Here is a 14866-nt window from a genome sequence, read left to right as displayed (position 1 = left end):
CGATGCGTTATTTTTGCACTTGCGCATTTTAAACAACTGCTTGAAAACTATGCGAACAATTGTTCCTTTTGAAATATTTTCACATGATGGATCGTTTTCTTTGTTCGCGCATTCAACTGCCCCTAGGGGTAATATGGTATTCTGGTCTGCAATTAACGGATGATCAGGAACGTTAGGAGCAGACGAGCAGGATGATGACGTGTGTGAAGGCCCCGCAGGGCCACACCTCCGGTCAGAATGTATGGCGCAGGGGCAAGTTGGTAAGGCGCGCGGTGGCATTGGCGACCGCTGGTTTTGTCTTGTCTTCTTGCCAGTCTCTGTTCAGCCCCTCCTATCAGTCGACGCTCAAGCCGTCCGACAATCCGCAGACCGTGGAGCAGGTGCAGAAGAACGATCCGCGCGCGCAGATGGGTGCCCGCGAGCATCCGCGCATCGTGGCGAGCTATGGCGGCGAATATCACGACGACAAGACCGAGCGTCTGGTCGCCCGCATTGCCGGTGCGCTGACGGCGGTTTCGGAAAATCCACAGCAGTCCTACCGCATCACCATTCTCAACTCCCCTGCCATCAACGCCTTTGCGCTGCCGGGCGGATATCTCTATGTGACGCGCGGACTTCTGGCACTTGCCAATGATGCGTCGGAAGTGGCTGCGGTTCTGTCGCATGAAATGGGTCACGTTACGGCCAATCACGGCATCGAGCGCCAGCGCCGCGAAGAGGCGGAAGTCATCGCCAGCCGTGTCGTCGCGGAAGTGCTCTCCAGCGATCTCGCAGGCAAGCAGGCGCTTGCGCGTGGCAAGCTGCGTCTTGCAGCCTTCTCACGTCAGCAGGAATTGCAGGCGGATGTCATCGGCGTGCGGATGCTGGGTGAGGCGGGTTACGACCCCTATGCCTCGCCGCGCTTCCTGGATTCCATGGCGGCCTATGCACGCTTTACCTCCGCAGACCCCGACAGCGACCAGAGCCTCGACTTCCTGTCCAGCCACCCCAATACGCCGCAGCGTATCGAGCTTGCCAAGCGGCATGCCCGTGCCTTCGGTCAGGAGGGACAGGTTGGCGACAAGGGTCGTGACTGGTTCCTCAACGGCATCGACGGCCTGCTATATGGCGACAGCCCGCAGGAAGGCTATGTGCGCGGCAATACGTTCCTGCACGGAACGCTCGGTATTCGTTTCGATGTGCCTGACGGGTTCCAGATCGACAATAAGGTCGAGGCAGTGCTGGCGACGGGGCCCGGCGAGATGGCGATCCGTTTCGATGGTGTTGCCGATCCCAAGCAGACGAGCCTTGCCAATTATCTGACCAGCGGCTGGGTTGCCGGTCTTGTGCCGGAAACGGTGCGCGAGACGGAAATCAACGGCCTGCCTGCAGCGACAGCACGCGCGACAGCCGATAAATGGGATTTCGATGTCACCGTTATCCGCGTGGGCCAGCAGATTTTCCGATTCCTGACGGCGGTGCCGAAGGGCAGCGCGCAGCTGGATAGCGTGGCCAATGTGCTGCGCACCAGTTTCCGCAAGATGACGCCAAGTGAAATTGCTGCTTTGAAGCCGCTGCGCGTGCGAGTGGTCACCACCAAGCCGGGTGACACGGTTGCCTCACTGGCAGCGCGCATGATGGGCACCGACCGCAAGATCGAGCTTTTCCGCGTGCTGAACGCCATGAGCGCGACATCGGTCATTCAGCCGGGCGAGCGTGTGAAAATCATCGCCGAATAAAAAACCCGGCCTTTGAATTGGCATCCGCTGGACTATGCGGGAAACCAATTCAAAGGCCGGGTTCTCTAAGACTGAAATGGAAGACGCTTATGCGGCTTCGTCTTCCTGTGCATCTTCTTCTTCAACGGCCTTGCCGCGCTTCGGTCCCTTGTTGAGGTTCACCTCAACCAGACGAACGGCTTCCGTTTCGGACATTTTGTTGACGGCGGCGATTTCGCGCGCCATGCGGTCGAGAGCAGCTTCGTAAAGCTGACGCTCGGAATAAGACTGTTCCGGCTGGTTTTCGGCGCGGTAGAGATCGCGAACCACTTCAGCGATTGCGATCAGGTCGCCGGAATTGATCTTGGCATCATATTCCTGCGCGCGACGCGACCACATGGTGCGCTTCACACGAGCCTTGCCCTGAACAACCTTCAGTGCGCGCTCAACGAAATCCCCTTCGGAAAGCTTGCGCATGCCAATGCTGACAGCCTTTGCTACCGGAACTTTCAGGCGCATCTTGTCTTTTTCGAAATCGATGACGAAGAGTTCGAGCTTCATGCCCGCAACTTCCTGTTCTTCGATTGTCGAAATGGTACCGACACCGTGAGCGGGATAAACGATCGCTTCGCCGGTCTTGAAACCGTGACGCGCTGGAGATTTTTTCTGCTGGGTCGTCATTCGTTCTAAAAACTCCCTGTTACATACACCCGGGGGTTTCCGGGGGTCGGGTCGGTCAGGCCCGGATGAGACGGGGGAAACCGTCAGGTGACTTCGTACTGGTACAGACGTGCGCTCAAAAATAATTCATCTCGCAACCCGCAGGTCGACAACACAAACAATCGATATGTCACGGAAACCGCGTGCAAGTGATGAGTTGCTTTCGTGGTGTTTTTGGGCACGCAAATGCCACGCTGTGGATCAGTTTTTCTGGTCTACCACAAAAATACGTGGAAATCAATAATTTGCTTCTACCGTGACTATGGCGTCACAATAGGGTCGCCCGGTCGTTAACAGAAACGAGGCAATTGATACTTTCTAAAATGGTCTGCGCGGCAGGAAGTTGCAATTTCAATCGAATAAATTTTGCCTACCTCGTTTAAAGCATTGATGCCCACTTAAACTATTCATAATTCCGCGCCAATATCCGATTCGATTTTGACGAAGACGACGATATTTTTCGATTTTCTTCACAAACCCTCATCCTTCGGGAGGAAAAAAGATAAAATGGGCTACCGGAACAATCCAAAACGCGACAAACAACTCGAAAAATCCAAAAAACTGGCGGAAGCATCCGGTGCGCCGTTCATAGACCCGGCGATCGTCTTTGGACGCGCCAGCACCGATGATATCCAGTATTATTCGCCGGAAATGCTGGCCGCTGCTGCCCGCCATACGGCAGAAGAACTTTCGCGTTGGAAAAAGGATAAGCCCTATATTGGTATTTCCCAAGTAGAGGGTGTCGCGCCGCGTGATGTTCCGGTCACTGTTCTGACGGTTATCGGGCGCAACATGCCCTTCCTGTACGATTCCGTCATGGGTGAGGTTACCAGCAGCTACCGAAGCCTCTATCTCGCCGTTCACCCGATCATGGTGATCGATGCCAGCGTGGCGGGCGGATACCGACTGGCCGACCCTGAGAAGGATGCGCCGGAGGACAATGTCAGCCTGATCCAGCTTCACATTGCACCGGTGGCGGCGCAGGCTGCTGATACGCTTGAGGAAAAAATCCGCTTCGTTTTGTCGCAGGTGCAGTCTGCCTATAGCGACTGGAAGCCCATGCTGGCCAAGCTCGACGATGCTTTGGAAGAGTTAAAGGAGCGCGGCTCCAGCCGGCGCAAGTCCGAACGCAAGGAGGCGGTGGCCTTTCTAGAGTGGCTGCGCAACGACAACTTCACCTTCCTCGGCATGCGCGACTACAGCTATTCCGGTCAGGGCAAGAACGCCAAGGTGGAGCGCGGCGAAGGCAGCGGGCTTGGCACGCTGACCGACCCGAATGTGCGCGTGCTGCGTCTCGGCAAGGATGCGGTGACGACGACGCCGGAAATTCTGGCCTTTCTCGATGGTCCGGATTTCCTGATCGTCACCAAGGCCAATGTGAAGTCCATCGTCCACCGCCGCGCCTATATGGACTATATCGGCATCAAGCGTTTCGACGCGGATGGTAACGTTATCGGGGAATTGCGCATCGTCGGCCTGTTTACGGCCACGGCCTATACGCATTCGGTCAAGCAAATCCCGCTCCTGCGTGCCAAGGTCGCCGAAGTCGAGCATCATTTCGGCTTCGACCCCAACAGCCATTCGGGCCGCATTCTGCACAACACGCTGGAAGCCTATCCGCGTGACGATCTTTTCCAGATCGATACCGATCTTCTGATCCGCTTCATCGAGCAGATCATGGAACTGAGTGACCGCCCGCGCGTGCGCGTGCTGCCGCGCATCGACCGTTTCGACCGCTTTGTGTCCGTCATTATTTTCGTGCCGCGCGAAGAGTATAATTCCTACGTCCGCGAAAAGATCGGCGAGTATCTCGCCCAGGTCTATGACGGCCATATCTCCGCCTATTACCCAGCCTTCCCAGAAGGCGCTGTCGCGCGCGTGCACTTCATCGTCGGTCGCACCAACGACAAGACACCGCGCGTGGCGCAGGACAGGCTGGAAGACGCCGTCGGCGATATCGCGGCGCGCTGGATCGACCATTTCGTGGCACTTTCGCCTTCCGGCGCACCGGTTCTGGATGTCGATCAGGCCTATCAGGAAGCCTTCACGCCGGACGAGGCGATTGGCGATATGGCTGATATCACCGCCACGGCAGGCGGGGAGCCGGTGCGCATCGAGTTCTACCGCCGCGAGGATCAGTCCAATGATGTTCTATCGCTGAAAATCTTCCATCGCGACGGTCACCTGCCGCTATCGCGCCGCGTGCCGCTTCTGGAAAATCTCGGCTTCAGCGTCATCAGCGAACGCACCTTCGATGTCGGCGTGGTAAGCGGCGATGAAACCCGCACCATCGTTCTGCACGATATGGAACTGAAGGTACAGCAGGGCGTGAAGCTCGATCTGGGCGTCTACGGTCCCCGGCTGGAGGAAGCGTTCCTGGCGGCCTTCCACGGCACCGTCGATAATGACAACTTCAACCGGCTGATCCTTGCTGCGGGCCTCAGCGTGCGCGACGTGTCGGTGCTGCGCGCCTATGCGCGTTATCTGCGCCAGACGGGCATCGTCTATTCGCAGGAGCATATTTCCGAGACCTTGTTCAAATATCCGGCGATTGCGGCGAAGATTTTTGAGCTGTTTGCCCATGGCTTCGATCCGAAGCTGGGTGAAAAGCCGCGCCTGCGCAAATTGTCCGATCTGCACAAGGCCATCGAGACGGCACTGTCGGGCGTTCCCAATCTGGATGAGGATCGCACGCTTCGCCGTTACGTCAATGCGGTGGATTCGACCTTGCGCACCAACTATTTCCAGCGCAACGAGGATGGATCGCCAAAGGCGATGCTCGCCTTCAAATTCGATCCGAAGCTTCTGGATGGGCTACCTGATCCAAGACCGTTCCGTGAAATCTTCGTATACGGAACCGAAGTCGAGGGCGTGCATCTGCGCTTCGGCAAAGTAGCGCGCGGCGGTCTTCGCTGGTCGGATCGCGGGCAGGATTATCGCACCGAAGTGCTGGGTCTCGTCAAAGCCCAACAGGTCAAGAATGCGGTGATCGTGCCTGTGGGCGCCAAGGGCGGTTTCTTCCCAAAGAACCTGCCGGTTGGCGGCAACCGCGATGAAATCTTCAATGCGGGCAAGGAAGCCTACAAGACCTATATCCGCACGCTTCTGTCCATCACCGACAATATTGTCGGTGATGATATCGTGCCGCCTGCAGATACGCTCCGTTTGGATGGTGACGATCCCTATTTCGTCGTTGCTGCCGACAAGGGCACGGCAACCTTCTCCGACACGGCGAATGGTCTGGCGCGTGAGGCCGGTTTCTGGCTGGACGATGCGTTCGCCTCCGGCGGTTCTGCCGGTTACGACCACAAGAAGATGGGCATAACCGCGCGGGGTGCGTGGGAAACGGTGAAGCGGCATTTCCGCGAAATAGACACCGACATCCAGACAACGCCTTTCAAGGTGGTTGGCGTGGGTGACATGTCCGGCGACGTTTTCGGCAACGGCATGCTGCTGTCGGAAAAGATCGAGCTGATTGCGGCCTTCGACCACCGCGACATCTTCATCGATCCAACGCCTGATACCGATAAGTCCTTTGCCGAGCGCAAGCGCCTGTTCGACCTGCCGCGCTCCAGCTGGCAGGATTATGATCGCTCGACCCTGTCGCAGGGTGCGATGATCATTTCCCGCGCGGAAAAATCCGTGACGCTGACGCCGGAAGCGGTGGCTGCCATCGGCATCGATAAATCCGTCGCCACGCCATTCGAAATCATGACGGCGATCCTGAAGGCGCCTGCCGATCTTCTCTGGTTCGGCGGTATTGGGACCTATGTGAAGGCTGCGGTGGAAACCAATGCCGAAGTGGGTGACCGCGCCAATGATCCGATCCGTGTCAATGCAACGGAAGTGCGGGCCAAGGTCATCGGCGAAGGGGCCAATCTCGGTATTACTCAGAAGGCACGTATTGCCTATGCGCTGGCCGGTGGCCGATGCAACTCCGATGCCATCGACAATTCGGCGGGTGTCAACTCCTCCGACGTCGAGGTCAACATCAAGATCGCTCTGGCGTCTCCCGTCAATGATGGTCGTCTGACATTGCCCAAGCGCAACCAGCTTCTGGCCTCCATGACATCAGAAGTGGCGCAACTGGTGCTGCGCAACAATTACCTGCAATCTCTGGCCATTTCTCTGACCGAGCGTCGCGGTACGGAAAATCGTGAGGAACTCGGCCGTCTGATGGGCGCGCTGGAGGGGGCTGGGCAGCTGAACCGTAAGGTGGAAACTCTGCCCAACGATGCGGAGTTCAGCGAACGTTATGCAGCGGCCAAGCCGCTGACCCGGCCTGAAATCGGCGTTCTACTGTCCTATGCCAAGCTGACGCTGTTCGATACGCTGGTGGCCAGCACCTTGCCGGATGAGCCTTATCTCCAGCATCTTCTGACGGATTATTTCCCGAGCAAGATGCAGAAGACGTACGCTGCCGATATCACCGGCCACCGCCTGCACCGCGAGATCGTTGCGACCTCGCTCGCCAATCAGGTCGTCAATCGCGGCGGGCCAGGCTTCGTTCAGAAACTGGTCGATGCCAGCAGTTTGCTCGCGCCTGCGGTCGTCAAAGCTGCGATGATCGTCGAGGACGGTTTTGGTCTGAAGCGCCTGTGGAGCGAAATCGACAAGCTGGACGGACAAATCCCCGGTGAGGTCCAGAACGGCCTTTACGCTAATGTCGCACGCATCTTCACCGACGCGACGCGGCTCTATCTCCAGACGACGTCAACGGCGACAGGGTCGATGGTGGACGAAATCGAGGGGCTGAAGACGGCTATCAAGACGCTCTCGCCGGCTGCCGCCAGATACAAGGAAGAGATCGGCTTCAGCGAGATCGAGGGTGTCGCACCGGCATTGATCCGTGAGTTGGAAACGCTGTCGCTGCTGGTCTATGTGCCGGAAATCATGTTGATTGCGGAGCAGGCAAACACCACGCTTGCCCGCGCTGCTGAGAGCTATGCGGCAGTATCGGCTACCTTCCGTGTGGCAAGGCTTCTCGATGCAGGCCAGCGCGTGACGCCAGCCGATCATTATGAAAGCCTTGCGCTGCTGCGCAGCCAAGACCAGATCGCCTCCTCGCGTCGGCGCATCGTCATCTCGGCCCTGACGGAGCATGCCAAGGAAAAGAACCCGGTGCAGGCCTGGTATGCGGCAGATCGCGTGCGCGTCAACCGCATCGTCTCCGAACTTGGCGGCTTGAGCGATAGCGGCGAAACCAACCTCGCCCGTCTGACGGTTGCCGCCGGATTGCTTTCGGATATAGTCCAGGCTCGAAACGTCTGATATCAGACACATCACTGCCCGGCGTCATAGCCGGGCAGTTCAGCTTTTATTGAAACGGCCGAAAGGGTGACGAATGGCCTCCTCTTCCCTTGAGACCGGAGAAACCGTGACGAAGCGTGGCATCTGGGGCTGGATGCTGTTCGATTGGGCGGCTCAGCCCTTTTTCACGGTCGTGACCACCTTTATTTTTGGCCCCTATTTCGTTGCCCGGTTGACGGCGGATCCGATTTCCGCGCAGACGACATGGAGCAATATGGCGACGATTTCCTCCGTCATCATCGCCATTTTCTCGCCCATCCTCGGCTCGATTGCCGATCAGTCCGGATCGAGAAAGCCTTGGATCGCCTTCTTCGCAACGTTGAAAATCGCAAGCCTTGCGATGCTGTGGTTCGCCGCACCGGGATCGCCGATCATCTGGCCCGTGACCTTCATGATCATCGCGTCGATTGCCGCCGAATTTTCCATTGTCTTCAATGATTCCATGATGCCGCGGCTGACGACGCCGGAAAATGTCGGGCGTATTTCCAATACGGCCTGGGGCCTCGGCTATCTGGGCGGAATGGTCGTGCTGATCTTCGTGGTGCTGTTTCTGGCTGCCGCGCCGGGCAAGGGCGTGACGATCCTCGGCATTCCGCCGCTGTTCGGGCTCAATGCCGCAGCGGGGGAAGATGCGCGTATCACAGGGCCGATTGCCGCCGTCTGGTACTTCATTTTCATTCTGCCGATGTTTTTCTACACGCCCGATGTGAAGAAGGGTTTGCCGCTTGCCAGCGCCGTTCGCTCCGGCCTGTCGGAATTAAAAGCCACCTTGAAAGAGCTGAGGGGCCGCCCCGCCATCACCCGGTTTTTGATCGCGCGCATGCTCTATCAGGATGGCGTCAACGGCGTCATCATTCTGGGCGGCGCTTTCGCAGCCGGTCTGTTCGGCTGGGGCACGATGGAAATCGGCATTTACGGCATCATTCTCAATATCGTGGCGATAGGTAGCTGCATTGCCGCAGGCCGGGTCGATCAACGTCTGGGCTCGCGCAACACGGTGCTGATCAGCCTTACCCTGCTGGTTCTGGCGACCATCGGCATCGTTTCCACCCAGACAGAGTCCACATTGTTCGGCCTGCTCACGTTGCCGGTCGGCAGCAGTGAAGGGCTGTTTTCCACCGGTGCCGAAAAGGCCTATCTGGTCTATGGAATATTGATCGGTATCGCTTTTGGCCCGGTTCAGGCGTCTTCGCGGTCCTATCTTGCGCGCAATATCACGGTTGCCGAGGCGGGCCGGTATTTCGGGATCTATGCGCTGTCGGGTCGCGCCACCAGCTTCATGGCGACGCTCTCCTTTTCCATCGTCACCTATGTAACGGGCTCGGCGCATCTGGGCATGGCAACGCTGACGATTTTCCTCGGCGCGGGCTTCCTGTTGCTGATCGGCGTTCCCGAAAAGGCGCGTGTCGTTCAGAGCTGATCGAGCTTGGTCTGAAGCGTGCGCAGTTGCGCTTTCAGCTCATCGATCTCCGACGCATCAGGCTTCTTGGCTTCCTTCGGCACAGGCGGCATGGGGAAGGGTGTGAACACCTGCATGGCCTGCCGGAAAAGCTCCGTATTGCGCTTGACCTGCTCTTCCATGAAGCCGAACGGCGTGGAAAAATTCTTCGACACCGATGGGTCGCCGAAAGCCTTGGCCATATGGTCCTGCATCTGGCTTTGCTGTTCGGAAAACGTCTTCATCGAATGTTCGAGAAAGGTGGGCACGACCATCTGCATCTGGTCGCCATAATAGGAAATGAGTTGCCGCAGGAAGGCTGTGGGCAGAAGCGTATTGCCCGTCTTGGCTTCCTGTTCCACGATGATCTGCGTCAGGACCGCATGGGTAATGTCTTCTGACGTCTTGGCATCCTGAACTTTGAAATCCTCACCACGCTTGACCATCTTCGCGAGATCTTCCAGCGTCACATAGGTGCTGGTGCCGGTATTATAGAGCCGCCGGTTGGCATATTTCTTGATGATGGTCTCGCCGTTGTGTTTTGCCATGCTCGCCTCCTCGCGATGCTGGTATATTCTTTTTATCAGGTGTTTTTGCTCTTCCCGTCTTTAAGACTATGCTGAAATCAACCGTTCTGACAAACGGTTTGTGCGATGCAGCAGTCAATTTTTTGCGCAGCATTTTCGGTTTTTACTCTCGTGAAAGCGCAAAGCCTTCTCCTTCCACTTCCCTTGGGCGCCTTGCGATACGGATTTTGCATAGGGTTATTACGCAACATGATTTGACTTGATTTCCAAGCTTTGCCAGTCTCGCGCCGCAACATGGGAGGTTTCAATGCCGTCTTCGTCAATCGTCATCGTCAGCGCTGCACGTACGGCAGTGGGCTCCTTCAACGGCAGCTTTGCCAATACGCCCGCGCATGAACTGGGTGCCGCTGTCATTCAGGCTGTGCTGGAGCGCGCCGGTGTCGCGGCGGGCGAAGTCGATGAGGTCATTCTCGGACAGGTTCTGAGCGCAGGCGAGGGCCAGAACCCGGCACGTCAGGCGGCGATGAAGGCGGGCATCCCGCAGGAAGCCACCGCGTTTGGAATCAACCAGCTTTGCGGCTCCGGCTTGCGTTCCGTGGCGCTCGGCATGCAGCAGATTGCGACCGGCGATGCGTCGGTCATCATTGCTGGCGGTCAGGAATCCATGTCCATGGCACCGCATTGCGCGCATTTGCGCGGCGGCGTGAAGATGGGTGACTTCAAGATGGTCGATACCATGTTGAAGGATGGCCTGACGGATGCCTTTTACGGATATCACATGGGCATCACCGCCGAAAACATCGTCCGCCAGTGGCAACTTTCCCGCGACGAGCAGGACCAGTTTGCCGTGACATCGCAGAACCGCGCTGAGGCTGCACAGGCGGCGGGCCGCTTTGTCGATGAAATCGTGCCCTTCGTGATCAAGGGACGCAAGAGCGATGTTACCGTCGATGCGGATGAATATATCCGCGCCGGTGCTTCGCTCGATACCATGTCAAAACTGCGCCCGGCCTTCGACAAGGAAGGTACGGTCACGGCGGGTAACGCCTCCGGCCTCAATGATGGCGCTGCCGCCGTGTTGCTGATGACGGAAGCCGAGGCTGCCAAGCGCGGTCTTCAGCCGCTGGCGCGCATCGCGTCCTGGGCAACCGCTGGTGTCGACCCGCAGATCATGGGCACCGGCCCCATTCCCGCATCGCGCAAGGCGCTGGCCAAAGCGGGCTGGTCTGTTTCCGACCTCGATCTCGTTGAGGCCAATGAGGCTTTTGCGGCGCAATCCTGCGCGGTGGTGCGTGATCTTGGGCTGAACCCTGAGACCGTCAACGTCAACGGCGGTGCGATTGCCATCGGCCACCCGATTGGCGCATCGGGCGCGCGCGTCCTCAACACGCTTCTGTTCGAAATGAAGCGTCGCAGTGCAAAGAAGGGTCTGGTGACGCTGTGCATCGGCGGCGGCATGGGCGTTGCCATGTGCATTGAAGGTCTGTAACCGCGCCATCATCATTATGCCATTTTGAAATCCTTGTTTCCGCGCGTCATTATCGCAAAAGCGCTGCGCATTTTTTCGCGACATGCGCTAAAGGCTGACCGACACGAACAAAGGAGGCCTTGATGAGCCGGGTTGCGTTGATAACAGGCGGTACGAGCGGCATTGGTGCTGCCATCGCCAAGGCATTTCATGCTGCGGGCTACAGGGTTGCCGTCAATTACGCCTTCACGGAAGACCGTGCTGCGCAGTTCCGCCTGGAAACCGGCATTCCGGCCTATTGCTGGGATATCCGCGACTATGATGCCTGCGTGGCGGGTATCGCGCAGGTCGAGAGCGATATTGGTCCGGTCGAGATTCTGGTCAACAATGCCGGGATTACCCGCGATGCCATGTTTCACAAGATGACGCCGCAGCAATGGCGCGACGTGATCGACACCAATCTCACCGGCGCTTTCAACATGACCCACCCCGTGTGGCCCGGCATGCGCGAGCGCGGTTTCGGGCGGATCGTCAATATCTCGTCGATCAACGGCCAGAAAGGGCAGGCGGGGCAGGCCAATTATTCGGCGGCGAAGGCTGGCGATATCGGGCTGACCAAGGCGCTGGCGCAAGAGGGTGCTTCGCGCAACATCACCGTCAATGCCATTTGCCCCGGCTATATCGGCACGGAAATGGTGCGTGCCATTCCCCAGAATGTTCTGGATGAGCGCATCCTGCCGCACATTCCGGTCGGACGGCTGGGTGAACCGGAGGAAATCGCGCGTTGCGTTCTGTTTCTGGCCTCCGACGATGCGGGCTTTATTACAGGCTCCACGCTGACGGCCAATGGCGGCCAGTATTTCGTGTAAGATGATTGCCCTGTGTATAGAGCAGCAAAATCGGTAAACTTTCCGTGATCGAGCTGCTGCGATTTTGCCACGCTGACGAAAACTTGAACGGTGAACTCCACATGGAATTTTCGCCTAACCAAATGAAAATACGATGATTTTCGTTAAGTTTAGAACGACTCTAATATGTGAGTATCTTCAATATTAGATGTTTTTCTTGACAGCAACTGTCTCCTTTTGGTTTAAGAATGAAAACAACGTGTTGCGTCACACAGGCAATGATCCATGCTCGTTTGCAGCTGCAATTACATCACCGATAACGATATTCGCGACGTCATCAACGAGATGCTCGATGAGGACTGTTGGCAGTTGATCGTGCCTGCAAAAGTGTACCACGCAATGTCCAAGCGTGGCCGTTGCTGCGGCTGTTTCCCCACCGTTGTCGAACTGATTATCAAGACCACAGAAGAATATCATGCACGTCGGCACTCGACGGAAGCCGATGTTTTTGATTTTATGTCCCGCCTGAGACAATTGCATGAAGACAACAGGAGAGCGGACATTGAAAGGCGACACAAGAGTCATCGAGCAGCTTAACGAGGCATTGTTCCTCGAACTCGGTGCAGTCAACCAGTACTGGCTGCATTACCGACTGCTGAACGACTGGGGCTACACAAAGCTCGCCAAGAAAGAGCGTGCCGAATCCATCGAAGAGATGCAGCACGCCGACAAGATCATCGACCGTATCATCTTCCTCGAAGGCCACCCGAACCTTCAGACCGTTGCGCCGCTGCGTATCGGCCAGAACGTAAAGGAAGTTCTGGAAGCCGACCTCGCTGGCGAATACGACGCCCGCACGGCCTACAAGAAGTCGCGCGACATCTGTCATGATGCGGGTGACTATGTTTCGATGAAGCTGTTCGAAACCCTGCTTATCGATGAAGAAGGTCACATCGATTTCCTCGAAACCCAGCTCGACCTTCTGAACAAGATCGGTGAGGCCAAGTACGGCCAGCTCAACGCAGATTCTGCCGACGCTGCCGAATCCGAATAAGACGATCATTCTATTGAAAAAGGCGGCTCCCGGGCCGCCTTTTTGTTTATTTGTCCGAGAGATGTCGAAACTCTGCGACGACCTTCTCGTAAACGCCGCGCTTGAACGGCACGATCAGGTCCGGCAGGCTTTCCATGGGTTTCCAACCCCAGTCATCGAATTCCGCCGTGTGGCTTCCCGGCGGTGGGTTGATCTGGATTTCGCTCTCGTCACCTTCGAAGCGGAAGGCAAACCAGCGCTGGGTCTGGCCGCGATATTTGCCGCGCAGGCCGATGCCGATCAGTTGTGGCGGCAGGTCGTAATTGATCCAGTCCGGCGCTTCCGCCAGAAGCGTGACCGTCTTCATGCCCGTTTCCTCGTAAAGCTCACGAAGAGCGGCGGGAAGCGGGTTCTCGCCCTTGTCGATGCCGCCTTGTGGCATTTGCCATAGCTGCGGAGAGCCATCGAATTCCGAGTTCTCAGCCGAAATACGCCGCCCGGCCCAGACGAGCCCCTCTGCATTCAGAACCATGATTCCCACGCAGGGGCGATAGGGAAGATCGTCTGCCTTGATCGTCATCTCGAACCTCTTCATTGAACAGGTGAATGGATTACTGCGCGGGCTGCTCGGAAACAAGCGCGGAAACGCCTACGACCTCGATGCCGCGTCCTGCCGCTTCCACAGACCATTTGGAAATTGCGCCGATGCTCTCATCGAAGGCGGAGGCGACGCCGATTGCGGAGCCGTTACGGCGTGCGATACGCTCCAGATCGTCCAGCTTGCGCAGGATGGCGTTTTCGTTCACCTGATCGTCAAGCTGCAAATCGGCAAAGCCTGCCGGTGCTGAGAGCGCCTTGGCAATGGGTGCGCTTTTCGACTGGGCTGAGGAGCCATCGTCCAGGAACAGCAGGCCGCGCGCGCCGATATCGCGCATGACAGGCTCCAGCGCCTTGTCTTCAGCCATGAAGCGCCCGCCGAGATAATTCATGATGCCGGTGTAATTGGTGATCTTGGCCATGGACCGGTGCAGCCGTTCCAGATTGAGCTTGGCGGGATCGGATGCCAGCAGCGTGTCGGGCCCAGGATTGGTGCCGGGATAACCGAAGGGTTCGAAGGGAACCTGAAGCAGGATTTCGTGGCCCTTGCGGCGGCTTTCCTGCATCCAGCGTTGCAGGCTGTTGCCGCTGGCGGCAAAGCCAAGCGTGACTTCGGGAGGCAGATCGCGGATGGCCTTTTGCGTTCCGGTCTGGCTCAGCCCCAGCCCGCCGACGATGATGGCGATGCGTGTACCTCTGGCACCGGACCACGGACGGGCATATTGCTCCATCGGGCGCAGACCATCGGCGCTGACTTTCGGCAGCCTGCCAAAGGCGGAATCTTCCAGCAAATCCTCATTGGGCTGGGCTGCGATGCGGATGTCCTGCCCATAGGTCTGGCCACTCATCAGCACCGGGCCATCGGCATCGCGCGTGCGTGGTGAGAAGACCGAAACGACATTGCCATCCGGCATGGTGTTTCTTTGCACATTGGCGCCAGAGCGACCGCTCTGCGGCGAGAATGCACCGCCATTTCCAGCGCTGCTGTCTGCTTTTGCAATCTCGTCCGGGGTCGCCGCCGTGTCGTTCACAACGACATCAGGAGCGGTGGAGTTCTTTTCCAGATTGCCGGGAGACAGAGCGGTATAGACCGAAAGGCCGCCAATGCCTCCGATCACAATCACGCCCAGAGCCGCAAGCGCAGAAAAGCGCCGGAACGAGCCGGCGCTTTTTTTTCTCTGTCGACCCATGAGCGGTTTGCGCAGGTCTGAAGGCAATGAACTATCCG

At 57.6% G+C, this 14866-nt stretch carries 11 protein-coding genes; 7 read left to right on the top strand and 4 right to left on the bottom strand.

Going from position 1 to position 14866, the window contains the following annotated elements; translation table 11 throughout:
* Positions 1-194 precede the first annotated feature (194 nt).
* Positions 195-1718: a M48 family metalloprotease gene (locus ABUK73_RS20115; RefSeq protein ID WP_454892399.1), complete on the top strand. Its 1524-nt coding sequence runs from the start codon at positions 195-197 to the stop codon at positions 1716-1718.
* Between the two features lie 87 nt (positions 1719-1805).
* Here ABUK73_RS20115 and ABUK73_RS20110 read toward each other — a convergent pair whose 3' ends face one another.
* Entirely contained in the window at positions 1806-2378 is a 573-nt protein-coding gene (locus ABUK73_RS20110) for a CarD family transcriptional regulator (protein WP_113086086.1), read from the bottom strand.
* 546 nt (positions 2379-2924) lie between these two features.
* On the opposite strand from ABUK73_RS20110, the gene ABUK73_RS20105 reads away from it, so the two are divergent.
* Positions 2925-7688, top strand: coding sequence for an NAD-glutamate dehydrogenase (locus ABUK73_RS20105; protein WP_353578844.1), 4764 nt, complete (start codon positions 2925-2927; stop codon positions 7686-7688).
* A 73-nt stretch (positions 7689-7761) separates the two neighbouring features.
* Complete coding sequence (locus ABUK73_RS20100; RefSeq protein ID WP_353578843.1) at positions 7762-9147, top strand: MFS transporter; 1386 nt, start codon at positions 7762-7764, stop codon at positions 9145-9147.
* Here the strand turns inward: ABUK73_RS20100 and phaR are convergent.
* Positions 9138-9713 (bottom strand): polyhydroxyalkanoate synthesis repressor PhaR, encoded by a 576-nt coding sequence (phaR, locus tag ABUK73_RS20095; RefSeq protein WP_113086089.1) that lies wholly within the window; start codon positions 9711-9713, stop codon positions 9138-9140. The genes ABUK73_RS20100 and phaR overlap by 10 nt on opposite strands.
* Positions 9714-9999: 286 nt before the next feature.
* Here phaR and ABUK73_RS20090 point away from each other — a divergent pair, with 286 nt between their 5' ends.
* The 4 genes from ABUK73_RS20090 (at position 10000) to bfr (ending at position 13062) form a co-directional block, all read left to right on the top strand.
* Entirely contained in the window at positions 10000-11181 is a 1182-nt protein-coding gene (locus ABUK73_RS20090) for an acetyl-CoA C-acetyltransferase (protein WP_353578842.1), read from the top strand.
* A gap of 122 nt (positions 11182-11303) precedes the next feature.
* On the top strand, positions 11304-12029 hold the full coding sequence (phbB, locus tag ABUK73_RS20085; protein ID WP_353578841.1) for an acetoacetyl-CoA reductase: 726 nt from the start codon (positions 11304-11306) through the stop codon (positions 12027-12029).
* 264 nt (positions 12030-12293) lie between these two features.
* Positions 12294-12605 carry a (2Fe-2S)-binding protein gene (locus tag ABUK73_RS20080; RefSeq protein ID WP_113086092.1) on the top strand — a complete coding sequence of 104 codons (312 nt, stop codon included), beginning with the start codon at positions 12294-12296 and terminating at the stop codon, positions 12603-12605.
* The gene (gene bfr / locus ABUK73_RS20075) at positions 12571-13062 is read left to right on the top strand and encodes a bacterioferritin (protein ID WP_062452949.1); all 492 of its coding nucleotides are present in this window, start codon (positions 12571-12573) and stop codon (positions 13060-13062) included. The genes ABUK73_RS20080 and bfr overlap by 35 nt, the downstream gene beginning before the upstream one ends.
* Before the next feature lie 46 nt (positions 13063-13108).
* On the opposite strand, the gene ABUK73_RS20070 is transcribed toward bfr, so the two are convergent.
* Positions 13109-13621 carry an RNA pyrophosphohydrolase gene (locus ABUK73_RS20070; RefSeq protein ID WP_082453708.1) on the bottom strand — a complete coding sequence of 171 codons (513 nt, stop codon included), beginning with the start codon at positions 13619-13621 and terminating at the stop codon, positions 13109-13111.
* Positions 13622-13652: 31 nt separating this feature from the next.
* Complete coding sequence (locus ABUK73_RS20065) at positions 13653-14855, bottom strand: divergent polysaccharide deacetylase family protein (protein ID WP_353578840.1); 1203 nt, start codon at positions 14853-14855, stop codon at positions 13653-13655.
* Between the last annotated feature and the right edge of the window lie 11 nt (positions 14856-14866).

Source organism: Agrobacterium vacciniicorymbosi, assembly GCF_040427045.1.
In the GTDB taxonomy this organism is placed as follows: Bacteria; Pseudomonadota; Alphaproteobacteria; order Rhizobiales; family Rhizobiaceae; genus Agrobacterium.
Note: the sequence above shows the minus strand (reverse complement) of the source record. Positions and strands in the feature narration are given on the sequence as shown.